The organism is Catellatospora paridis, from assembly GCF_009720365.1.
GTDB classification, from domain to species: Bacteria; Actinomycetota; Actinomycetes; order Mycobacteriales; family Micromonosporaceae; genus Catellatospora; species Catellatospora paridis.
Genome location: NZ_WBZD01000048.1, coordinates 51,118 through 72,131 on the forward strand (window position 1 = coordinate 51,118; position 21,014 = coordinate 72,131).

The window sequence follows — 21,014 nt, forward strand, 5'->3', positions numbered from 1 at the left end:
ACGGTCGGCGTCGATGGGACAGGGGCCGGATCGGGGGTGCCTCAGGCGAGGGCGTTGCGGTTGGCGGGGCGCACCGGCAGCCGCCGCCGCGAGCGGCGCGGGCGCAGCACCCGGTCGGCGTGGTGGCGCAGCCCCGTGCGCAGCACCCGGACCGGACGCCGGGCGGAGCGGATGAAGGCCCGTGCGGGAAGGCGCGTGGCGGACAGGGCCCGCTCGGTCCGGCGCTTGCGGGCGGCGGCTCGCCGGCGCAGGGCCAGCAGCAGGAGGTATGCCCCGGCCAGTGTGCCGCCCAGCATCACGTCCGTCGCCGTCATGGGTCCCACCCCTCCCGAATCCACCGTGTGAGCCATGTCCTCACCGCACCAACGACAAACGTGAGTGAGCCGTTATTACTTCCCGTAGTCGCGTACGTCACGGTTCGGCGAACATCGCGCCGTCTCGGCTGTGACCTGGTCGCTCCCGGGTTTGCCGTGGCCGCCAGTGGGGCAGATCGATGAAGCACGACCAGCTACGAAGGGATGTTCCGATGGGTACGGTCGATTCTGCCAAGCACCATCTCCAGAGCCTCAAGGGCAAGGTGAAGGAGCGCGTCGGCGACGCGACCGACAACCACAGCCTGCAGGCCGAGGGCATCGCCGACCAGGCGAAGGCCGCGGCCGGCAAGGCCGCCGACGATGTGCGCGACGCCGTGCGCGGCCGCGACGACGAGCGTGACGGCACGCGCGACGACGCCAAGAACTGATCTCGGCTGATCCGAGGCGGGCCGGTCTCCCCGTGGAGGCCGGCCCGCCTCGTGCCGCCGCCCGGGTCAGGCCGCCGGTGGGCCGGGGGAGTCGTCGAGGCGGGCGTCGTGGACCAGGATCGCCGCCTGCACCCGGTTGGTCAGGCCGAGCTTGGCCAGCGCCCGGCTGACGTGCGCCTTCACCGTCGCCTCGGCCATGTCCAGCTCGCGGGCGATGTCGGCGTTCGACAGGCCGCGGGCGACCGCGCGCACCACCTCGCGCTCGCGGTCGGTGAGCACCGCCAGGCGCGCTCGGGCCTGGTCGGCCACCGACGGCCCGCGCTCGGCGAACGAGCTGATCAGGCGGCGGGTGACCGTAGGGGCGAGCATCGCGTTGCCGGCCGCGACGGTGCGCACCGCTTCCGCGAGGTCGCGCGGCGGGGTGTCCTTGAGCAGGAAGCCGACCGCGCCGGCGCGCAGCGCGCCGTGCACGTACTCGTCCTGGTCGAACGTGGTCAGCATGATCACGCGGGGCGGGTCGGGCAGCCGGGCGACCGCGGCCGCGCCGGTCAGCCCGTCGGTGCCCGGCATGCGTACGTCCATCAGCACCACCTCGGGCCGGTGCCGCCGGGCGGCCTCCACCGCCTCGGCGCCGTCGCGGGCCTCGGCGACGACGGCGATGTCACCGGCCGCCTCCAGAATCATCCGCAGCCCGGAGCGCACCAGCGCCTCGTCGTCGACGATCAGCACCCGGATCACGCGGGCACCGCCCGGATCTCCGGCGGGTCGGCCGGGATGCGCGCGTGCACCGTGAACCCGCCGTCCAGCCGCGGCCGCGCCTGCACCGAGCCGCCGGCCAGGGCGACCCGCTCGGCGAGCCCGACCAGGCCCAGCCCGCTGTCCGGCACCGGCGGGGCCGGTTGCGGCGGCGGCGCGTTGTCCACCGACACGGTCAGCCCGTGCGGTTCGTGGCGCAGCGTGACCGTGGTCGGCACGGCCCCCGCGTGCTTGGCCACGTTGGTCAGCGCCTCCTGCACCACCCGGTATGCCGTGCGCTGCGCGGACAGGGGCACCTCCCGCGGCTGCCCCTCGTCGACGCGGCGTACCGGCAGCCCGGCGGCACGGCTGGCGTCCAGCAGCCGGTCCAGGTCGGCCAGCGTCGGCTGCGGCGCGAGTTCCGGCACCGTGCCGTCGGCCAGGTCGGGCGCGCGCAGCATGCCGAGCACCTCGCGCAGTTCCTGCATCGCCTCCCGGCCGGTGGTGCGGATCAAGGCGGCCTCCTCGGCGGTGCGCGGGTCCGCTGTGCTGACCTCCAGCGCCCCGGCGTGCAGCACCATCAGCGCGACCCGGTGCGCCACCACGTCGTGCATCTCGCGGGCGATGCGCCGCCGCTCCTCGGACCGGGCCCGCTCGGCGCGCTCGTGCTGCTCGCGTTCGAGCCGCTCGGCCCGGTCGCGCAGCTGCTCCAGGACCTGGCGGCGGGCGCGCACCCACAGCCCGAAGACGAACGGCAGCCCGACGGTCATACCCACCCAGAACAGGGCGGTGAAAGTGCCGCCGACGATGACGCCGCCGGTCATGCCCTCGTACAGCAGGTCGCCGTGCACCGCGCTCCAGCCGACCGGCAACCCGACGAGGGTGCTCGCGACCAGGAAGTACGGCCAGGCGCGGCCGGGGTCGTGCGGGCGGCCGGGGCGACCCGCGCCCGCGTAGTAGGCGGCGACGAACACCGCGGCCATCATGGTCAGCCCCAGCCATGCCAGGAGCGAGACGACGAACAGCGGCCAGCGCGCCCGCCGGATGAACATGGCGCTGACCCCGGCGGCCAGCATCGCCAGCGCGACCAGCGCCCAGGGCGGGTCGGCGGACATGCCGTCGAAGAGGAAGATCGGCGGCCGCCACGGCGAGACGAACGAGAGGGTCGTCACCCCGCAGCCGAGCGCGAACGGGTACAGCCAGTGCGCGAACCGGCGCAGCCGGCTCGACGGCTGCAGCCACGACGGCAGGCCGGGCACCCGTGCCGCGCTGTGCTCCACGTGCCCACCTCCCGTTCGCCGCCGTGTCGGTGACGAGCTTAGGCAGGTGTGCCGCCGTGGCGGCCACTACTTCCGTCGCCGCGTCCTGCTACTTAAGTAGTGGGTCGTGATCTACTCCTGCCCGAGTGCACGGCCGCGGCCGGGCGGCAGCGTGTCGGTCATGACGAACTTCGACGCCGCGGTGAGCGCGGAAGACCTCACCAAACGGTACGGCTCGGGCGACGCGCAGGTGACCGCACTGGACACGGTGACGGTGGCCTTCGGCCGCGGCGAGCTCACCGCGATCATGGGCCCGTCCGGGTCCGGCAAGTCCACCCTGATGCACTGCCTGGCGGGCCTGGACACGCCGACCGCCGGACGGGTGTGGCTGGACGGCTCGCGCCACGGCGACGCCGACCGGGTCGAGCTGAGCGGCCTGCGCGACGACGCGCTGACGGCGCTGCGCCGCGACCGGATGGGTTTCGTGTTCCAGGCGTTCAACCTGCTGCCGACGCTGACCGCGTGGGAGAACATCACCCTGCCGCTGGACCTCGCCGGGCGGCGGCCCGACCAGGCCTTCGCCGACACCGTGATCGACGCCGTCGGGCTGCGCGACCGGCTGCACCACCGTCCCGCCCAGCTCTCCGGCGGCCAGCAGCAGCGGGTGGCCTGCGCCCGGGCGCTGATCAGCCGCCCGGACGTGGTCTTCGCCGACGAGCCGACCGGGGCGCTGGACTCCCGGGCGGGCGCGGAGGTGCTCGGCTTCCTGCGCCGCAGCGTCGACGAGCTGGCGCAGACCGTGGTCATGGTCACCCACGACCCGGTCGCGGCGTCGTACGCCGACCGGGTGCTGTTCCTGGCCGACGGGAAGATCGTCGACGAGCTGCGCGAACCCTCCGCCGACCGGGTGCTCGACCGGATCCGCTCGCTGGAGTCCGTCGCGCGCGGCGCCCGTACAGCCGTCGGGGCGGGTGCCTGATGCTGCGGGCGATGCTGCGCGACCTGCGCGCACACCTGGGCCGGGTCGCGATGACCCTGGCCGCGATCGTGCTCGGGGTGGCCTTCGTGGTCGCCACCTGGGTGGTGTCGGACTCCGCCGCGGCCACGGTCAGCAGCGGCTCGTCCCGCACCGACCTGGGCGCGCTCGTGCGGGCCAAGCCGACGGGCCCGGCGGACGCGGAGATCTCCGCCGACGTCCTCGACCGGCTCGCCCGGCTGCCCGGGGTCACCCGGGCCGAGGGAGTGCGCGCCGGCTACGCGGCCCTGGTCGGGGCCAGCGGCAAGATCGGGACCACGTCCTGGGCGAAGACCGCCGGCACCGACTGGGACGACTCCCAGCGGTTCGCGCTCATCGACGGCCGCGGACCGCAGCGCGCCGGGGAGGTCGCGCTGGAGCAGCAGGCCGCCGCCGAGGCCGGGCTGTCGGTCGGCGACTCCGCGCGGGTGCTGCTCGGCGGCGACCGGTCCGACACCGCCACCGTCGTCGGCGTGTTCAGCTACCGGGCGACCGGCTGGGGGTTCGACCCGGCCGTGGTGTACGACGCGGACACCGCGACCCGGCTGCTGCGCGACCCCGACGCCACGCCGACCGCGGAGCCGGGCTTCGCGCAGGTCGAGCTGTCCGGGCCCGACGAGCGGGCGGTCGTCGCGGCCGTCGAGGCCGATCTCGGCGCGGGCTACTGGATCGACTCGGGCAGCGAGCTTCGCGAGCAGCGGGCCAAGGACGCGGCCGCCGACGGCGACGTGATCCGCAAGGCGCTGCTGGCGTTCGCGGCGGTGGCGCTGATGGCGGGCGTGTTCGTCATCGCGAACACCTTCACCATGCTGGTGACCCAGCGCACCCGGCAGTTCGCGCTGCTGCGGGCGGTCGGGGCGCGACGGCGGCAGGTGCGCCGGGCCGTGCTGACCGAGGCCGTCGTGCTGGGCCTGGTCGGTTCGACGGTCGGCGTCGCGTTCGGCGTCGGGCTGGGCCTGCTGGCGATGCGGCTGTTACCGGTGGTCGGCGACGTCGCCTACGTGGTGTCGCCGTGGGCGGTGCTGCTCGGGTACGCGGTCGGCGTGGTGGTGACGATGGTCGCGGCGTACGGGTCGGCGCGCCGGGCGGCGCGGGTGTCGCCGATGGCGGCGCTGCGCACCGACGCGGCCGTGCCGCGGCGCTCACTGGTGCTGCGCAGCGTGCTCGGCCTGCTGGCCGTCGCCGCCGGGGCGGCCATGGTCGCGGTGACCTCGCCCGAGGACCTGACCGAGCCCAAGCGCATGCTGGCCATGGCCGGGGCGGTGCTGGCCTGGGTCGGGGTGCTGCTCACCGCGCCGATCCTGGTGTCGGCGGTGCTCGGCCCGCTGACCCGGCTGCTGCGCGCGCCGCGGCCGGTCACCCGCATCGCGCTGCGCAACGCGGTACGCGACCCGCGCCGCACCGCGGCGACGTCGTCCGCGCTGATGATCGGGCTGTCGCTGGTGTGCGCGTTCGCGACGGTGGGGCAGACGCTCAGCGCCGACATCACCGAGCAGGTGCGCTCGACGGTGCCCGAGAACGCGGTGGTGCTGCGCGCCGCGGCGTTCGGCTACCTCGACGACACGGCCCGCGCCGCCGCGACCGCGGCACCCGGGGTGACCGCGCTGGCCGCGCCGCGTTCCGGCGGCGTGGAGGTGATCTCGGCGCGGGGTTCGTCGCAGGACACCGAGTTCACCAGCCTCGACCCGGCCGCCGTCGGTTCGGCGATCCGCCCCCGTGTCCTCGCGGGCGGCTCCGATCTGCGACGCGGGGTGCTGCTGGCCGAGCGGGTCGCCACGGCGCTGGGCGTGCAGCCCGGGGACCAGGTCCGGCTCCGGTTCCCGGTCATCGGGGAGGCGGGGAAGGCTGCGCCGGTCGAGGTGCCGGCGACCGTCGCCGGCGTGCACGAGGGCAGTGACCTGCTGCGCGGGCAGCTGATCGACGACGCGCTCGTGCCCGCGGGCGTGTACCGGCAGGGCGACTCCATGTACGCCGTCGGCGCGGACGCCTCGACTCTGCGCGGCGCGTTGGAGAAGGCGTTCGCGTCCCGGCCCGACGTGCTGGTGCAGGACCGGGACGAACTGCTCGACGACCTGCTGGAGCCGTACCAGCTGGTGTTGGGGCTGGTCTACGTGCTGCTCGGCGCGGCCGTGGTGATCGCGGTGTTCGGGGTGGTCAACACGCTGGCGCTGTCGGTGCTGGAGCGGACCCGCGAGCTGGGCGTGTTCCGGGCGCTGGGCGCGTCGCGGGCGCTGGTGCGCCGCACGGTGCGCCGGGAGAGCGTGGTGATCTCGCTGTACGGCGGCGTGCTCGGCATCGCGGTGGGCGTGCTGCTGGGCGGGGTGATGCAGTACGTCATCCTGGCCAACCCGGTGTTCGGCATGTCGGTGCCGTGGCTGACGGCCCTGGTGGCGCTGGCCGGGATGGGCCTGGTCGGGGTGCTGGCCGCGCTGTGGCCGGCCCGCCGCGCCGCCCGCGCCGACATCCTGGCGGCGATCGCCACCGAGTGATCCGCGGTCCCGGCCCGGTTCCGCGAGTCGCAGCACCGGGCCGGGCCTTTGATAGACGTTGGCCTATCTGGATGACTGTGATGTCGATTTTTTCATCTAGATAGGCCAATGTCTATTTCAAGCCGGGTCGCCCACGGCCCCGGAGGCGGGGCGTGACCGGCGCCACGCTTGCCTTGACACCGGCGGCAACGTTTAGCGTTGCGGGGGACAGGGAGGAGGACTCGGATGCGCATCGGCGAGCTGGCGCAACGCGCCGGCACCAGCACCCGCACGCTGCGGTACTACGAGCAGCACGGCCTGATCCGGTCGCGGCGCGCGACCAACGGATACCGTGCGTTCGACGAGGCCGAACTGCGGGTCGTGCACGAGATCCGGTCCCTGCTCGCGGTCGGGTTCGACCTCGACGACATCCGCCCGTTCGTGGCGTGCCTGCGGGCCGGGCATGCGACCGGCGACGTGTGTCCCGACTCGGTCGCCGTGCTGCGGCGCAAGCTCGCCGAGGTCGACGCCTGCCGCGACCGGCTCGACGCCGTCCGTGACCAGCTCCACCACCAGCTCACCGAAGCCATCGCCCACCGGGAGAAGACATGCCTGAGAAGAACGGCCCCCTAGTCGAGGTCACCGACGCCACGTTCGTCGACGTCGTGCTGAAGTCGGAGCGGCCCGTGGTGGTCGACTTCTGGGCGGAGTGGTGCGCGCCCTGCAAGGTGCTGGAGCGCTCGCTGAACGAGCTGTCCGAGGAGTTCGGCGACCGGCTGGTCATCGCGAAGCTCGACGCGGACGCGAACCCGGAGACGGCGCGGGCGTACAAGGTGATGTCGATGCCGACGCTGATCGTGTTCCGCGGCGGCGAGGTCGTCGCCAGCGCGGTCGGCAACCGCCCGAAGATGGCCCTGCGCCAGTTCCTGGAGACCGGCATCGCGGGCTGAGCCGGCTCAGGCCGCGGCGGCCTTCGCCGCCGCGGCCCGCCGCCCGGCCGCGATGATCAGGACCGCGACCGTCAGCAGGAAGCTGCTGAGCGCCAGCACCCCGCGGGTGTACGTGGTGACCGGGTCCACGGCCCCCGCGACGCCCAGTTCGTCGCCGCCGGTCGCCATGAACTGGGCGTGCAGCGCAACCCCGACCTCGACTGCGAGCACGACCGCGGCCGCCGCCCGGGCCGGGCCGGTCAGCCCGGCGAACATCCAGCGCCACAGGTCCCGCGCCCGGCTGCCGTCGGGCATCCCGTGCTGGAACATCGTCCCGCCGATCGCGACCGCCAAGAAGATCACTCCTAGCGGCCCGGCCAGCGACACGACGGTCTCGAAGTCGATCGACGTCGTGGGCAGGAACGTGGCGGCGGTCAGCAGCACGCACGCGGCGTTCACGGCGGCGGTCACCCGTAGTGTCCAGAGCATGGCAGCACCGTAGGAGCCGTCCGCAACCTTCGACGCCCGCGTCTGCCGTGGCCCGTTCCGCACCGGGCGGACGGCGTGCTTTGACATGATCGGTTGATGGGCCAGGCGTACGCCGTCACCGCGGAGTTCTACGACCTGCTGCAGGCCACCGAAGATCTCGCGGTCACCGGGCGGCTGCTGGACCGGTGGCTTGGCCGCCCCGAGGTGGGCGTGCTGGACGTGGGGGCGGGCACCGGGCTGGCCACGAACGTGCTGGCCCGGCGCTGCGCGGTGACCGTGCACGCGGTCGAGCCCGCCGCGAGCATGCGGGCCGTCCTGCTGAGCCGTCTCGCCGGGCAGACCGAGGTGCTGCCCCGGGTCCGCGTGTACGCCCGCACCGTCCAGGATCTGGGTCTGGTCGGCGTGGCCGACTTCGGCTGGTGCCTGAACACCATGGCCGGGCTCGACCGATCCGACCGGGCCGCGGCGCTGCGCGCGCTCGCGGCCGCGCTCGTGCCCGGCGGCCGGCTGGTGGTGCAGCGCCCGCCGAGCCGCGCCGTCGCGCAGCGCCACGACCTGCCGTCGTGGCGGCTCGGCGGCGACCTATACAGCGGTGAGGTGACCACCACGCCGGTCGGCGCGGACCGGGTCCGATGGCGGTTCGACTACCGGGTCAGCCGCGACGGCGCGCTGGTACGCGCGGAGACCGAGGTCTTCGACGGCCACCTCGCCACGGAGTCCGGATTCGACGCCGAGCTGGCGTCGGCCGGGTTCGTCGTGGTCGGGGCGGACGTTCCGGACATCGTCGTCGCTCAGCGGTGATCGCGCGTGATCGGATCGAGGGCTCGGCCAGGTGCCCGGCGGCCGCGAGAAGCGATCCCCGTGGATGGCGGCGGCTATGGTGAGCCGATGTCGGACGATGAGGTGACCGCACCCGGCAGGCCCTCGTCGGGCCGGGTGCGGCCGATGGTGCTGCTGGTGGTGGCGCTGATCCTGGTCGCGGCGTGGGGTGTCTGGCGGTTGGGCGCGCCCGACCTGGTGCAGGACGGGTCGAAGGGTGACGGCTACGGCTGGGACCCGCCGAGCATCACGTTCGGCTTGCACAACGACGGCTTCACGGACGTGACCCTCGTCGGGGTCGGCCGCAGTGGGCCGGGTTTCGAGCTGCAGCGGGTCGACGGGGTTCCGGTGCTGCTGCCGCCGGGCGAGTCCGGGCGGATCACCCTGGTATACCGGGTCACCGACTGCGGGCGGGTGCCGACCGGCGCCTGGCCGGTGCCGGTGGTGGCCGTGACCTGGCGCGGCGAGTCCACCGTGTACCTCGATCAGCCCCGCCAGCAGCGCCGCGACGACCTGCCGGAGCCGCAGGGCCCGGACGTGGAGTGGCAGGAGGGCCTGGCCGCGAAGAACTGCGCCCTGACCGGCCGGTCCTGAGCGAAGCCGTCGAGGCGGACCGCTCTTTCGGTAGCGTTGTCGTTCATGGAAGACAACGGGCTGACGATCCGGCTGGCCGGCGCGGAGGCCGTCGACGGGCTGGAGCCGCTGTGGCTGGCGATGCACCGCCATCACCGCGAGGTCGCTCCGGAGCTGGCCATGTATCCGGACGAGCGGTCCTGGCAGCTGCGCCGCGACCTGTACCGGCAGTGGATCACCGAGCCGGGGTCGTTCGTGCTGCTGGCCGAGGACGGCGCGGAGCTGGTCGGCTACGCCTTCGTGCACGTGTTCGCGGGCCCGGACGACACCTGGGTGTCCGGCGACCGGATCGCCGAACTGGAGTCGCTGTCCGTGGCGGCGAGCCACCGCGGCCGGGGTGTCGGCACCCGGCTGCTCGACGCCGTCGACGAGCGGCTGGCCGAGCTCGGCATCGGTGACCTGTACATCGGCACGCTGGCGGCCAACGTCGGCGCGCAGCGGGTGTACGAGAAGCGCGGTCTGCGCCCGCTGATGATCAAATATGCCCGGCTGGCCGCCTCGCCGCCCCGGGACTGAACCCGGCGGAGCCACCGGCCGCGAATTGGCCGTGGGGGAGCGCCGCCGCGGTGCGTACGGTCGACCTGTGGAGATCTTGCGATATGCGGCGTTCACCGCCGACCCGGCCGGCGGAAACCCCGCGGGCGTCGTGCTCGACGCGACCGCGCTCGACGACGCGACCATGCTGGCCGTGGCCGCGGACGTCGGCTACTCCGAGACGGCGTTCCTCGTCCCGCGCGGCGGCGGCCGGTTCCAGGTGCGCTACTTCAGCCCGCTGGCCGAGGTGGACTTCTGCGGGCACGCCACCATCGCGGCCGCGGCGGCGTACGCCGAGCGGCACGGCGCCGGCCCGCTGACCTTCGACACGAAGGCGGGCACCGTCGAGGTGCTCACCCGCCGGGCCGCCGACGGCACCGCCACGGCCACGCTGACCAGCGTCGCACCGCGTACCGCCCCGCTCGCCGAGGCCGATCTCGCCGCGCTGCTGGACGCGCTGGGCTGGTCCGCCGCCGACCTGGATCCGGCGCTGCCGCCGTTGCTGGCGTACGCCGGGGTCTGGCACCCGGTTCTCGCCGCCGCGACCCGGCGGCGGCTGTCCGACCTGGACTACGACCTGGACGTGCTCGGGGCGCTGATGGCGCGGCGCGGTTGGACCACCGTCGACCTGGTGTGGCGGGAGTCGGCGGATGTGTTCCACGCCCGCAACCCGTTCCCGCCGGGCGGCGTGGTCGAGGACCCGGCGACCGGCGCGGCGGCCGCGGCCTTCGGCGGCTACCTGCGCGAGCTGGGTCTGGTGGCGCCGCCTGCCACGGTCACCGTCCACCAGGGCGACGACATGGGCCGCCCCAGCGTGCTCACCGTCCAGATCGGGCCCGACCCGGGCAGCGGCATCGCGGTCAGCGGCGCGGCCGTCGCGATGTAGCCGCCGCGACACGCTCGTGGCGAGTGTTCTCGCAGGTCACGGGCGTGGCGAAGGGACGCGGGACGAGGTCGCCTCCGTAGGATCTGGTCGATCCTAGGAAAGGTGACATGTAGTGAAAAAGTCGTATCGAGTGGCCGCGCTGACCGTGGCGCTGCTCGCCGGAACGGCGGCGGGCGGTGCGCCGTCCTGGAGCGCCGCCCTCGCCGGTGAGCAGGTGTACGACACCGCGGGCACGTACACGTTCGACGTGCCCACCGGTGTCGAGGTGACGCTGGAGCTGTGGGGCGCGGGCGGCGGCGGTGGCGGTGGCAACGGCGGTGGAGCCGGTGGCGGCGGTGGTGGCGGCGGCAAGTCGCTGTTCGGCCGGGGCGGTGGCGGCGGGGCCGGTGGCAGCTCCGGCGGCGGCGGCGCGGGCGGCGGCTCCGGCGGCGCGGGACAGTACGTCAAATGTGTACTGCCCGCGGACTTTCCCGCGACGCAACTGTCCATCGTGGTCGGCCGCGGCGGCAGCGGGGGACGCGGCGCGGCGGCGGCCACCGGCGGCGCGCCCAGCTCGCCCGGCGGCAACGGCAACCCGGGCCAGATCTCCAAGGCGGGCGCGGACGGTGCGGTCGGGGCGACCACCGACGTCAGCGTGCTGCTCAACGACACACCGCTGCTGCTGAGCCAGGCCGCGGGCGGTGAGGGCGGCCAGGGCAGCCCCGAGTTCTCCAACGGCGGCCCCGGGGGCATGGACGCGACCGGCAGCCGTCCGGGCACGACACGACCCGGCGGCATCGGCAGCAGCGCACCCGGTGACGGCGGCGCGGGCGGCACGGTGGCGGTGCTGTCGGCGGCCCTGTGCACCGGCACGGACGGCGCGGTCGGCACCGCTGGCAAGGGCGGCGGCGACGGCGCGGCCGGCGGCTCCGGGGTCGACGGCGCGAGCAGCGGCACCGGTGGGGCCGGTGGCGCGGGCGCGACCGTGGTCGGCCTGGGCGGTGCGGGCGGTGCCGCGACGGACGGCGTCGAGCACGGCGTCGGCGGCGCCGGTGGTGCGGGCGGCAACGGCGGACGCGGCGGCGCGGGTGGTCGCGGGGGCTACCACCGCAGCCTCGCCGCGGACGGCGGCAAGACGGGCGGCAACTCCGCCGCCGGCGTCACCGGCCGGTCCGGAGCCGACGGCTACGCCCGCCTCACCTGGTGACCTGAGCAGCAGAAAGGACGCCTCCTCGCCGCCTGGTGGGAGGCGTCCTTTCTGCGTGTACGGCCGCGGGCCGGCACTGCGTCGGTCTTGCCGTGTCCAGTCCGGATCCGCGCCACCCGCGGCGGCGCCGTGCCCGCCAGGCCATGGGAGGAGTGGCCCGTCGCTGGGAGTGGACGGGAAGTTCCCGGTGAATCGGTGAGAGTCCACACATACGTGTGGGAACCGGCGGGCGGGTCGGGGCGACCTGTGTCGCGCGGTGACCTTGTCGCCGCCGGGCGCGCCGAGCGGCGTGCCGGGTCCCCCGAGGTGAAGGACGCGAGATGACGATCGGTGCGAGGGCACGGTGGCGGGCCGCAGTGGTCACGGTCGCGGCGGCGGCGATGATCGGCCTGTCGGCCGTCCCGGCCGCGGCGCATGTGACCGTGAACCCGAAGGAGGCGACCGTCGGCGGATACGCCCGGCTGACCTTCCGGGTGCCGAACGAGAAGGACAACGCGTCGACGGTGAAGGTGGAGGTCGCGCTCCCCGAGGACGCGCCGTTCGCCAGCGTCTCGATCAAGCCGACGCCCGGTTGGACGGTGGTGGTCGAGAAGCGCAAGCTGGCCACGCCGATCAAGAACCACGACAGCGAGATCACCGAAGCCGCCTCGAAGATCACCTGGACGGCGGACGCCGCGTCGGCGGTCAAGCCCGGCCAGTTCCAGGAGTTCGACGTGTCCGCCGGTCCGGTGCCGGAGGTCAGCCAGGTCGTGTTCAAGGCGCTGCAGACGTACTCCGACGGCGAGGTCGTGCGCTGGATCGACGAGCCGAAGCCCGGCGAGGAGGCCGACCGCCCCGCACCGGTGCTCAAGGTCGTGCCCAAGCCGGCGGCGGCCGCGTCACCGGCGGCCGCCGGAGGCAACTCGGCGTCCGGCACCACCCCGGCGTCCACCGACGGCGGCAACGGCTGGCCGCTCGGCCTGAGCATCGCCGCCCTGGTGGTGGCCCTGGCCGCCCTCGGCCTGGCCCTCCGCAAACCCACCCCCACGGCCCAGCCCTAATCCGCCGCGCCGCAACAGAGGTCAGCGCCGGAAGCGGCGCTCACGGTGATGGAGATCAGCGTCTGGTGTCATGATCTGCGGTCCGGCCGCAGATCATGACACCAAACGGCGATCATGACGGGCGGCTGCTGCCGTGATCGGCTAGCGCCGGGTCGGCGACGGCCGCCGGGGTCGGGTGGCGGTCGCCGGGGGGCGGTGGGACAGGTCAGATGGCGCGGAGGTGGCGCCGGGGCGCCGCGGTGGCGCTGTCGCCGAGGGCGGCGGCGAGGTCGTCGCGGGCGCGGGCGACCCGGGACCGGATCGTGCCGATCGGGCAGCCGATCACGTCGGCGGCCTCGACGTATGACAGGCCCAGCACCTGCGTGGCGACGAACGCCTCCCGCCGGTCGGGGTCGAGCCCGGCGATCAGCCGGGTCAGCAGGATCTGCTCGTCGAAGCGCCCGGCCGCGCCGGCCGAGACGGTGTCGGCCACGGCCGCCCAGTCGGCCAGGTCCGCCGACCGCGGTCGGCGGGCGAGCACGCGCAGGTGGTCGACGACGGTGTGCCGGGCGATGGCCAGCAGCCAGGTGCGGGCCGAGGAGCGGCCCTCGAACGCGGGCAGGGCGCGCATCGCCCGCAGGTAGGTGTCCTGCGCGAGGTCGTCGGCGTCGGCGGCCCCGGCCAGGTGCGCCACGAAACGCACGACGTCGCGCTGGGTCGCCGCCACGAACGCCTCGGTGGCGGCGCGGTCGCCGCCGCGGGCCGCCAGGGCCAGCGCCGTGATGCGCTCGTCGTCACCGCCGTAAGACATGACCGGTAGCGTATCGTTCGCCGCCCGTCGATGCGATCCCCCCGGTGTGCGACAGCGCCGCAGGTCACAGCGATGGCCGGGAACCAATCCGGGGGTACGGGCGACAATGTGTCTCATGGGAGTGGGCATGGGGTGCACACAGGCACGCGAACTGCTGTCGGCCCGACTGGACGGCGCGGACGAGCCGGGTGAACGCGAGGCGGTCGACGCGCACGTGGACGACTGTGCCGCGTGCGCGGACTGGTGGCAGCGGGCGGAGTCGGTGACCCGGCTGGCCCGCACTGCGGCGGCGCTGCCGGTGCCGCCGCTGAGCGAGCAGGCGCTGGCCGCCGTGCTGGCCGCGGCGCCGACCCCGCCGGTCCGGCGCGCCCGGTTCGACGTCGGGGTCTGGCTGCGGCGGGCGCTGCTGGCCGTCGGGCTGGGCCAGTTCCTGCTCGGCGTGGCCCAGATCAGCAGCCTGGCCGCCGCGGAGCGGCACGCGCACAGCGCGGTCGGGTCGGTGTCCTCGGGCCACCTGTGGCACGAGTCGGCGGCCTGGAACGTGGCGATCGGGGCGGCCCTGGCCTGGCTGGCATGGCGGCGTACCCGTCCGGCGGCGCTGCTGCCGGTGATGACCGCGTTCGTGATCGTGCTGAGCCTGCTCACCGCCAACGACGCGCTGGCCGGCCGGGTCGAGGCGGGCCGGGTCATGTCACACGGCCTGGTGCTCGTCGGGTACGGCCTGCTGCTCGCGCTGAACCACCCGCGCCTGCGCGGCGACGAGCCGCCCGCCCGCGCGACCCGTCCCGGGGGGACCTGGTCGATCCGCCGCGGCGACGACGGAGACGGCCCGCTCGCGCCGGTGTACCCGTTCCCGGTCCGGGTGGCCGTCACCCGAACGGTGACCGCGGAGCAGCGCCGCGCGGCGTGATTGTCGGACCCGTCCGGTAGACGTCGGGTTGACGTCAACCTCGCTTGAGGTTCTACGGTGACGGCGGCGGGCCTGCCCCGCCCGCACCGGTCCGTACGGGAAGGCAAAGCTCGATGAGCATGGAAATGGCGGCGTGGAACTCCCTCTACCACGCCATGAACGCCCAGGACGAGCGCCGTCCGTTCTCGCGCGTGACACTGAAGCGCATCCTCGGCTTCGCCGGGCCGCACCGGCGGCAGCTGCTGGCCTTCCTCGCGCTGAGCGTGGTCGGCGCGGTGCTCGCGGTGGCCACGCCGATCCTGGCGGGCCGGGTGATCGACACCATCACCCGCGGCGGGCCGGAGTCGGCCGTGATCTGGCTGGCGGTGATCATCGCCGGGCTGGCGCTGGCCGAAGCGGGGCTTAGCCTGGCCACGCGCTGGCTGTCGGCGACGATCGGGGAGGGGCTGATCCTCGACCTGCGCACCGCCGTGTTCGACCACGTGCAGCGGATGCCGGTCGCGTTCTTCACCCGGACCCGCACCGGTGCGCTGGTGAGCCGCCTGAACAACGACGTGATCGGCGCGCAGCGGGCGTTCAGCGACACGCTGTCCGGGGTGGTGGCCAACGTGGTCATGCTGGTGCTGACGCTGGTCGTCATGATCCAGCTGTCCTGGCAGATCACGCTGCTGGCGCTGGTGCTGCTGCCGGTGTTCGTGCTGCCCGCCCGCCGGATGGGCAACAAACTGGCCAAGCTGGAGCGTGAAGCCGCCGAGCACAACGCCACCATGAGCACGAACATGACCGAGCGCTTCTCCGCGCCCGGGGCGACCCTGATCAAGCTGTTCGGGCAGCCGGAACGCGAGTCGGCCGAGTTCGCCGCGCGGGCCCGGCGGGTACGCGACATCGGTGTGCGTACCGCGATGGTGCAGTGGGTCTTCGTGACCGCCCTGATGCTGGTCTCCGCACTCGCCTTGGCCCTGGTCTACGGCCTGGGCGGGGTGTTCGCGCTGCGCGGCACGCTGGACGAGGGCACGGTAGTGACGCTGGCCCTGCTGCTGGCCCGCCTCTACGCCCCGCTGACCTCGCTGGCCAGTGCGCGGGTCGAGGTGATGAGCGCCCTGGTCAGCTTCGAGCGGGTGTTCGAGATCCTGGACCTCAAGCCGCTGATCACCGAGCCCGAGCAGCCGAAGCGGCTGCCCGAGGGTCCGGTGTCTGTGCAGTTCGACGGCGTCGACTTCGGTTACCCGTCGGCGGACAAGGTGTCGCTGGCCTCGCTGGAGGAGGTCGCGGTGCTCGATACGCGTGGTGGCGCGCAGGTGCTGCACGACGTGTCGTTCACCGCAGAGCCGGGGCAGCTCGTCGCGCTGGTCGGCTCGTCCGGGGCGGGCAAGTCCACCATCGCGCAGCTGCTGCCGAGGCTGTACGACACCGACGGCGGCACGGTCCGGCTGGCGGGCGTCGACGTACGCGACCTGGACGCCAAGACGATCCGGCAGACGCTGGGCATGGTCACCCAGGACGGCCACCTGTTCCACGAGTCGGTGCGGGCCAACCTGCTGCTGGCCCGCCCGGAGGCCACCGACGAGGAGCTGTGGGACGCGCTGCGCCGGGCCCGGCTGGCCGACCTGATCGAGGAGTTGCCCGACGGCCTGGACACGGTCGTCGGCGAGCGCGGCTACCGCCTGTCCGGCGGCGAGCGGCAGCGGCTGACCATCGCCCGGGTGCTGCTGGCCAGGCCGCGGGTGGTGGTGCTCGACGAGGCGACGGCGCACCTGGACTCGACGTCGGAGGCGGCGGTGCAGGAGGCGCTCGGCGAGGCCCTGGCCGGGCGCACCTCGGTCGTCATCGCGCACCGGCTGTCCACGGTCCGCCAGGCGGACCAGATCCTGGTGATCGAGGCTGGGCGGGTCGTGGAGCGGGGCACGCACCCCGATCTGCTGGCCCGTGACGGCCGCTACGCCGAGCTGTACCGCACCCAGTTCGACCAGCCGGTCGGCAGCAAGGTGTAAGCGGGACGGGCCCGGCCGCGCGGTCGCACCGCGGGCCGGGCTCGCCGCCCCCGAGGGCGAGCCCGGCCCGCGCCCCGGTTCAGTTCTCGCGGATCGGGTCCACCGCGTAGACCCAGCCCGAACTCACGCCGTGGTCGACGATGTTGCACACCACGTTCGCGTACGCCTTGGCGTAGGCGCCGGCGTCAGCTGACATGCGGGTGTACGCGAAGTTGTAGACCGGGGTCTCCACCGGCTCGGTGTAGTAGCCCCCGTACGGCGCGCCGGTGTTGATGTCCTGGGTCCACACCTGCGCCCGGCATTCGGTGCGGAACTCGTTGCCCGTGTACTCGGTGTGGTTGTGCAGGTACGCGAACGCGGCACCGCAGGAGGGGCTGTACTTGATCTCCAGCCACCACTCGGTCTGGGAGCCGAGCCAGCCCCTCAGGATCGGCGACTTGCGGTATGCGTCGTTGCATCCCACCTGATCGTGGTAGTAGCCGTTGCAGCCGTAGTTCCAGCAGGCCGCCTGTGCCGACGACGGCGTGGCGAACAGGGCCGCCACGACGAGCAGCAGCGTGGCGAGCGCCGTGCGAAGGTGCCGTTGCAAGTGATCCTCCAAGCCTGGTTCGGAAGCGTCCTGTCCAGACTCGGGGTGAACGCTCACACAAACGGTCCACGTTGGATATACAACCGGCGCACCGGGCCGCATGATGTAGCGGGATGTCCCCACAGGCTGGTGGTGTGACGTGCGCTTCTCGGTCCTGGGCCCGGTCGCGGTCGTGCGCGGTGGCGACGCGGTCCCGCTGGCGCGCTCGCAACGGCGCGGACTGCTGGCGCTGCTGCTGCTGAACGCCAACCGGACCGTCACCGTCGCCCAGATCACGGAGGCGATGTGGGGCGGCGCCGCGCCGCCGACCGCCCGCAAGCAGATCCACTCGGCGATCCACGCGATCCGGGCCGGGCTGCGCGAGTTCGGTGCGGAGCACGCGCTGCACGGTGACCTCAGCGGCTACGCCGTGCAGGTGAGCGCCGACGAACTCGACCTGGCCGACTTCCAGCGGCAGTGGCAGCAGGGCCGGTCCGCGGCGGCCGACGGGCGGACCGTCGAGGCCGTCGGTGCGCTGCGGGCGGCGCTGCGGGTGTGGAGCGGCCCGCCGCTGGGCGGCGCGTCCGGTGCGTTCGTCGAAGGGGCGCGTGCCCGGCTGGAGGAGCAGCGGCTCACCGCGATCGAGGACGTCCTGGAATGCGAGCTGGTCCTCGGCCGCCACGAGAGCGTGCTGATCGAGTTCGGGCACCTCGCCGATCAGCATCCGCTGCGGGAACGGCTGCACGGCCGGCTCATGCTCGCGCTGTACCGCAGCGGCCGGCAGCCGGAGGCGCTGCAGAACTTCCACCGCCTGCGGCTGCTGCTCGCGGAGCAGCAGGGCCTGGATCCGAGCAGGTCGCTGCGGGCACTGCACGATGCGATGCTGCGGGAGGACGCCGGCCTGGACGGCGCCATGAGCACCGGTGATTGGTGGACCGCCGCGCCCGCCTGGCCGGCCTTCACCCCGGTGTCGATCGCCGCCGCGCCGCCGACGGCCGTACGCCCCGAGACCGGACCGGCCCGCACCCCGCCGCGGCTGCTCCCGCCGGACCCGCCGGGGTTCGTCGGCCGCGACGGCTACCTGCGGCAGCTCGACGAGCTGCGACCCGACCCGATGGCCGACCCGGGTACGACGCCGATCGCGGTGATCACCGGTGGCGCGGGCATGGGCAAGACCGCGCTCGCCGTGCACTGGGCCTACCGTGCCGCGAAGAGCTTCCCCGACGGGCAGCTCTTCCTGGACCTGCGCGGCCATGCGGTCGACGCCCCGCTCACCCTGACCGAGGCGCTGTCCCGGCTGCTGCTCGCGCTGGGGGTGCCCGCTGAGCAGATCCCCGCGCGGCAGGAGCACGCCGTGGATCTCTACCGCACCGCCACGGCGACGCGCAGCCTGCTCGTGGTGCTGGACAACGCCCGCACCGCGGAGCAGGTCCGCCCGCTGCTGCCCGGCGGGGGCATGGTCCTGGTGACCAGCCGGAGCCGCCTCACCGGGCTGGTTGCCCGCGACGGCGCCCACCCGTGCACGCTCGACGTGCTCACGCCCGCCGAGTCCGAGGCGGTGATCGCCCACACCATCGGCGCCGAGCGGCTGCGCGCCGAGCCCGAGGCCGTACGCCGGTTGGCCCGGCTGTGCGCCGGACTGCCGCTGGCACTGCGCATCGCCGCGGCCAACCTGCGGACCCACCAGCAGCGTTCGGTGGACTCGTACGTGGCCGAACTGGACGGCGACCGGCGGCTCGCGCAGCTCGCGGTGCCCGAGGACGACGAAACGGCGCTACGGGCGACCTTCGACCTGTCCTATGTCGCCCTCGCGCCGGACTGCCGGCAGCTCTTCCGGCTGCTGAGCCTGGTCCCGGGACCCCACTTCACCGCGGCTGCCGCGGGCGCCCTGGCGCAGACCAGCGCGGCACGGGCCGGGACCGTGCTGCGCGCGCTGGCGGAGGCGCACCTGCTGACCGAGCCGGCCGACGGCTGCTTCGCCTTCCACGACCTGCTGCGGCAGTATGCCGGCGACCTCACCCGCGAGCAGGACGACCCGGCGGCGCTCCGGCAGGCGACCGCGCGGCTGCACCGCTACTACCTGCACAGTGCCGACGGAGCCGCTCGGGTGATCTACCCGCACCTGCTGCGCCTGCCCTGGACGCCCGCGGTCGACGTCGCGGCGGAGACCTTCGACGACCATGGGCGGGCCTCGGCCTGGCTGGACCGGGAACTGCCCAACCTGACCGCCGTGATCACCGCGGTCCCGCTGCCGCAGAGCCGGGCCGACGTCTACCTTCTGGCCGACATGCTGCGCGGATACTTCTTCCTGCGCATGCTCGCGCCCGAATGGGACGTCTGCACGGCCGCGGCGCTGCGGGCCGCCCAGGCCGACGGCGACGACCAGGCCCAGGCGGCCGTGTACCTCAGCATCGCCGACCTGCGCTGGCGGCAGGGCGCACACGACGACGCCGTCGACGCCTACACCCGGGCATTGGACCTGTGCGAGCGATGCGGCTGGACCGAGGGCGAGGCGACGGTCGTCGGCAACCTCGGCGGGGTACACCGGCTGCGTGGCGACCTGCGGCAGGCCGCCGACCACATCGCCCGCAGCCTGAGCCTCAACACCCGGCTGGGTCGTCTCGCCGGACAGGCCGTCAACCTCGGCAACCTGGCCCTGATCCACGGTGAGCTCGGCCGGCTCCGGGCGGCCCATGACATGTACGGGCAGGCGCTGCTGCTCTACCGGCAGCTGTCGTCGCGCAGCGGTGAGGCGGTGTGCCTGACCAATCTCGGCGAGGTCGGCCACTGGCTCGGCGACGCGGCGGCGCCGGACCACCTCGGTGCAGCGCTGGTGGTGCACCGCGAGATCAGCGATCGCGCGGGCGAGGCCGACACCTTGCGCTGCCTGGCCGCCGTGGAGGCGTCCGGCGGCGACCTCGCGGGGGCGCAGCGGCGCGCCGAGTCCGCCCTGGCCCTGACCCGTGACTGCGGTGACCGCCGGGTGGAGGCCAACACGCTGACCACGCTCGCCGACATCCACCACCGCCGCGGCTCGCGTGGCGTGGCGCTGGAGATGTACCAGGCCGCGGCGACGTTGTCCCGCGCGGCGGGCCGCCGGTACGCGGAGGCTCTCGCGCAGGTCGGCGAGGCGGGTGTGCTGAGCGGGCAGGGCGCTCACGACGAGGCGTACGAACTCGCCACCCGGGCCCTGACCGCGGCGCGGGGCGCGGGCTATCGCATGGTCGAAGGCCTGGCGACGGTGGAACTCGCCCGGGCGGTGGCGGCCTCCCGGCCGGGGGACGCGCGCACGCTCGGCGAGCAGGCGCTTGCCCTGCTGCGCGAGACCGGACACCGTCCGGGCGTGGCCGCGGCCTCGGACCTGTTGGCCGCGCTCGCCGCCGTCCCGCCCGCACCCTGACCGCACCGGGTGCCACCTGACCTGCGCCGCCGATCCTTCGATGTTGGGAAGGGCACCTTCTACAACGCATGGTGATGTGGAGGTGCCCTTCCTTCATTCGCGGAGGGCGCGGAGGAGGCCGTGGCGGTGCAGGGACCAGGCCAGGCGGCGAGCGGTGCGGTGGCGGGCCAGTAGGACGAGCAGCTGCCGGGCCAGGGACCAGCGGCGGTCCCGGGCACCGTCCTCGGCCGCGCACAGGAGCAGGTCGCGGACCTGCGGGGTTTCCAGGGCGTCGTGGAGCTGGGCGCGGACGCGGGGGTCGTTGAGGGCCGAGGCGATAGCGATGGCGAGCGCGGGGCGGTCGGGCAGGCCTTCGGCGACGGCGGCGGCGAGCTGGAGGCGAATGTCGTCGGACTCGACGAGCAGCAGAACCGCACGGCGGATCTCGGGGGAGTCCAGCGCGGAGCGGAGCAGGTCCAGGGCGCGGCGTTCCTGCTCGTGATCCCGGTCCTCGGTGGACAGCGCGGCCAGCAGCGCGGTCACCTGGTCCAGGTCGATCAGGTGCTGCAGGCCGGCCCGGAACTCCGGCCGTTCCCAGGCGTACAGCAGCGCCCGGATCAGGTTGCGATTCATGTCTGCTG

General features: G+C 74.1%; 21 protein-coding genes. 14 read left to right on the forward strand and 7 right to left on the reverse strand.

Annotated features, from left to right (window positions below):
- Positions 1–41: 41 nt before the first annotated feature.
- A complete protein-coding gene (locus tag F9C41_RS40130) occupies positions 42–314 on the reverse strand; it encodes a hypothetical protein (RefSeq protein ID WP_155392092.1) in 273 nt (90 codons plus the stop codon).
- A gap of 179 nt (positions 315–493) precedes the next feature.
- Between F9C41_RS40130 and F9C41_RS40135 the strand changes: the two genes are divergently transcribed.
- A complete protein-coding gene (locus F9C41_RS40135) occupies positions 494–742 on the forward strand; it encodes a CsbD family protein (protein WP_330164812.1) in 249 nt (82 codons plus the stop codon).
- Positions 743–808: 66 nt separating this feature from the next.
- Here F9C41_RS40135 and F9C41_RS40140 read toward each other — a convergent pair whose 3' ends face one another.
- Together F9C41_RS40140 and F9C41_RS40145 are read right to left on the reverse strand one after the other, a co-directional pair.
- On the reverse strand, positions 809–1,480 hold the full coding sequence (locus tag F9C41_RS40140; RefSeq protein WP_155392093.1) for a response regulator: 672 nt from the start codon (positions 1,478–1,480) through the stop codon (positions 809–811).
- Positions 1,477–2,757: a sensor histidine kinase gene (locus F9C41_RS40145; RefSeq protein ID WP_230690379.1), complete on the reverse strand. Its 1,281-nt coding sequence runs from the start codon at positions 2,755–2,757 to the stop codon at positions 1,477–1,479. The genes F9C41_RS40140 and F9C41_RS40145 overlap by 4 nt, the downstream gene beginning before the upstream one ends.
- Positions 2,758–2,917: 160 nt before the next feature.
- Here F9C41_RS40145 and F9C41_RS40150 point away from each other — a divergent pair, with 160 nt between their 5' ends.
- The 4 genes from F9C41_RS40150 (at position 2,918) to trxA (ending at position 7,169) form a co-directional block, all read left to right on the forward strand.
- A complete protein-coding gene (locus tag F9C41_RS40150) occupies positions 2,918–3,715 on the forward strand; it encodes an ABC transporter ATP-binding protein (protein WP_155392094.1) in 798 nt (265 codons plus the stop codon).
- Positions 3,715–6,240, forward strand: coding sequence for an ABC transporter permease (locus tag F9C41_RS40155; protein ID WP_155392095.1), 2,526 nt, complete (start codon positions 3,715–3,717; stop codon positions 6,238–6,240). Before F9C41_RS40150 ends, F9C41_RS40155 begins: the two co-directional genes overlap by 1 nt.
- A gap of 225 nt (positions 6,241–6,465) precedes the next feature.
- On the forward strand, positions 6,466–6,852 hold the full coding sequence (locus tag F9C41_RS40160) for a MerR family transcriptional regulator (RefSeq protein ID WP_155392096.1): 387 nt from the start codon (positions 6,466–6,468) through the stop codon (positions 6,850–6,852).
- A complete protein-coding gene (gene trxA / locus F9C41_RS40165; protein ID WP_120315264.1) occupies positions 6,828–7,169 on the forward strand; it encodes a thioredoxin in 342 nt (113 codons plus the stop codon). The genes F9C41_RS40160 and trxA overlap by 25 nt, the downstream gene beginning before the upstream one ends.
- A gap of 6 nt (positions 7,170–7,175) precedes the next feature.
- Here trxA and F9C41_RS40170 read toward each other — a convergent pair whose 3' ends face one another.
- Positions 7,176–7,637 carry a hypothetical protein gene (locus F9C41_RS40170; protein ID WP_155392097.1) on the reverse strand — a complete coding sequence of 154 codons (462 nt, stop codon included), beginning with the start codon at positions 7,635–7,637 and terminating at the stop codon, positions 7,176–7,178.
- 96 nt (positions 7,638–7,733) lie between these two features.
- On the opposite strand from F9C41_RS40170, the gene F9C41_RS40175 reads away from it, so the two are divergent.
- From F9C41_RS40175 to F9C41_RS40200, 6 genes are all read left to right on the forward strand, one after another.
- The gene (locus F9C41_RS40175) at positions 7,734–8,438 is read left to right on the forward strand and encodes a class I SAM-dependent methyltransferase (RefSeq protein WP_155392098.1); all 705 of its coding nucleotides are present in this window, start codon (positions 7,734–7,736) and stop codon (positions 8,436–8,438) included.
- An 87-nt stretch (positions 8,439–8,525) separates the two neighbouring features.
- On the forward strand, positions 8,526–9,050 hold the full coding sequence (locus F9C41_RS40180; RefSeq protein ID WP_155392099.1) for a hypothetical protein: 525 nt from the start codon (positions 8,526–8,528) through the stop codon (positions 9,048–9,050).
- Between the two features lie 45 nt (positions 9,051–9,095).
- Positions 9,096–9,605 carry a GNAT family N-acetyltransferase gene (locus F9C41_RS40185; RefSeq protein WP_155392100.1) on the forward strand — a complete coding sequence of 170 codons (510 nt, stop codon included), beginning with the start codon at positions 9,096–9,098 and terminating at the stop codon, positions 9,603–9,605.
- Between the two features lie 67 nt (positions 9,606–9,672).
- A complete protein-coding gene (locus F9C41_RS40190) occupies positions 9,673–10,509 on the forward strand; it encodes a PhzF family phenazine biosynthesis protein (protein WP_155392101.1) in 837 nt (278 codons plus the stop codon).
- Between the two features lie 112 nt (positions 10,510–10,621).
- Entirely contained in the window at positions 10,622–11,695 is a 1,074-nt protein-coding gene (locus F9C41_RS41960) for a hypothetical protein (RefSeq protein WP_155392102.1), read from the forward strand.
- A 320-nt stretch (positions 11,696–12,015) separates the two neighbouring features.
- Positions 12,016–12,735, forward strand: a complete 720-nt coding sequence (locus F9C41_RS40200) for a YcnI family copper-binding membrane protein (RefSeq protein ID WP_155392103.1) — start codon at positions 12,016–12,018, stop codon at positions 12,733–12,735.
- A 205-nt stretch (positions 12,736–12,940) separates the two neighbouring features.
- Here the strand turns inward: F9C41_RS40200 and F9C41_RS40205 are convergent, their stop codons facing one another.
- Positions 12,941–13,525 carry a sigma-70 family RNA polymerase sigma factor gene (locus tag F9C41_RS40205; protein WP_155392104.1) on the reverse strand — a complete coding sequence of 195 codons (585 nt, stop codon included), beginning with the start codon at positions 13,523–13,525 and terminating at the stop codon, positions 12,941–12,943.
- A 127-nt stretch (positions 13,526–13,652) separates the two neighbouring features.
- Between F9C41_RS40205 and F9C41_RS40210 the strand changes: the two genes are divergently transcribed.
- Together F9C41_RS40210 and F9C41_RS40215 are read left to right on the forward strand one after the other, a co-directional pair.
- Positions 13,653–14,435, forward strand: coding sequence for a zf-HC2 domain-containing protein (locus F9C41_RS40210; RefSeq protein WP_196280166.1), 783 nt, complete (start codon positions 13,653–13,655; stop codon positions 14,433–14,435).
- Positions 14,436–14,548: 113 nt separating this feature from the next.
- Positions 14,549–16,426 carry an ABC transporter ATP-binding protein gene (locus tag F9C41_RS40215; RefSeq protein WP_155392106.1) on the forward strand — a complete coding sequence of 626 codons (1,878 nt, stop codon included), beginning with the start codon at positions 14,549–14,551 and terminating at the stop codon, positions 16,424–16,426.
- A gap of 79 nt (positions 16,427–16,505) precedes the next feature.
- On the opposite strand, the gene F9C41_RS40220 is transcribed toward F9C41_RS40215, so the two are convergent.
- The gene (locus F9C41_RS40220; RefSeq protein ID WP_155392107.1) at positions 16,506–17,015 is read right to left on the reverse strand and encodes a hypothetical protein; all 510 of its coding nucleotides are present in this window, start codon (positions 17,013–17,015) and stop codon (positions 16,506–16,508) included.
- Between the two features lie 139 nt (positions 17,016–17,154).
- Between F9C41_RS40220 and F9C41_RS41720 the strand changes: the two genes are divergently transcribed.
- Positions 17,155–20,394, forward strand: coding sequence for an AfsR/SARP family transcriptional regulator (locus F9C41_RS41720; protein WP_155392108.1), 3,240 nt, complete (start codon positions 17,155–17,157; stop codon positions 20,392–20,394).
- Between the two features lie 93 nt (positions 20,395–20,487).
- Here the strand turns inward: F9C41_RS41720 and F9C41_RS40230 are convergent, their stop codons facing one another.
- Complete coding sequence (locus F9C41_RS40230) at positions 20,488–21,006, reverse strand: hypothetical protein (RefSeq protein WP_155392109.1); 519 nt, start codon at positions 21,004–21,006, stop codon at positions 20,488–20,490.
- Positions 21,007–21,014 lie beyond the last annotated feature (8 nt).

Bases quoted from the DNA above. Each gene is read 5' to 3' on its own strand.
- F9C41_RS40130 (WP_155392092.1), bottom strand. From the start codon at position 314: ATGACGGCGACGGACGTGATGCTGGGCGGCACACTGGCCGGGGCATAC.
- F9C41_RS40135 (WP_330164812.1), top strand. From the start codon at position 494: ATGAAGCACGACCAGCTACGAAGGGATGTTCCGATGGGTACGGTCGAT.
- F9C41_RS40150 (WP_155392094.1), top strand. From the start codon at position 2,918: ATGACGAACTTCGACGCCGCGGTGAGCGCGGAAGACCTCACCAAACGG.
- F9C41_RS40155 (WP_155392095.1), top strand. From the start codon at position 3,715: ATGCTGCGGGCGATGCTGCGCGACCTGCGCGCACACCTGGGCCGGGTC.
- F9C41_RS40160 (WP_155392096.1), top strand. From the start codon at position 6,466: ATGCGCATCGGCGAGCTGGCGCAACGCGCCGGCACCAGCACCCGCACG.
- trxA (WP_120315264.1), top strand. From the start codon at position 6,828: ATGCCTGAGAAGAACGGCCCCCTAGTCGAGGTCACCGACGCCACGTTC.
- F9C41_RS40170 (WP_155392097.1), bottom strand. From the start codon at position 7,637: ATGCTCTGGACACTACGGGTGACCGCCGCCGTGAACGCCGCGTGCGTG.
- F9C41_RS40175 (WP_155392098.1), top strand. From the start codon at position 7,734: ATGGGCCAGGCGTACGCCGTCACCGCGGAGTTCTACGACCTGCTGCAG.
- F9C41_RS40180 (WP_155392099.1), top strand. From the start codon at position 8,526: ATGTCGGACGATGAGGTGACCGCACCCGGCAGGCCCTCGTCGGGCCGG.
- F9C41_RS40185 (WP_155392100.1), top strand. From the start codon at position 9,096: ATGGAAGACAACGGGCTGACGATCCGGCTGGCCGGCGCGGAGGCCGTC.
- F9C41_RS40200 (WP_155392103.1), top strand. From the start codon at position 12,016: ATGACGATCGGTGCGAGGGCACGGTGGCGGGCCGCAGTGGTCACGGTC.
- F9C41_RS40205 (WP_155392104.1), bottom strand. From the start codon at position 13,525: ATGTCTTACGGCGGTGACGACGAGCGCATCACGGCGCTGGCCCTGGCG.
- F9C41_RS40210 (WP_196280166.1), top strand. From the start codon at position 13,653: ATGGGGTGCACACAGGCACGCGAACTGCTGTCGGCCCGACTGGACGGC.
- F9C41_RS40215 (WP_155392106.1), top strand. From the start codon at position 14,549: ATGAGCATGGAAATGGCGGCGTGGAACTCCCTCTACCACGCCATGAAC.
- F9C41_RS40230 (WP_155392109.1), bottom strand. From the start codon at position 21,006: ATGAATCGCAACCTGATCCGGGCGCTGCTGTACGCCTGGGAACGGCCG.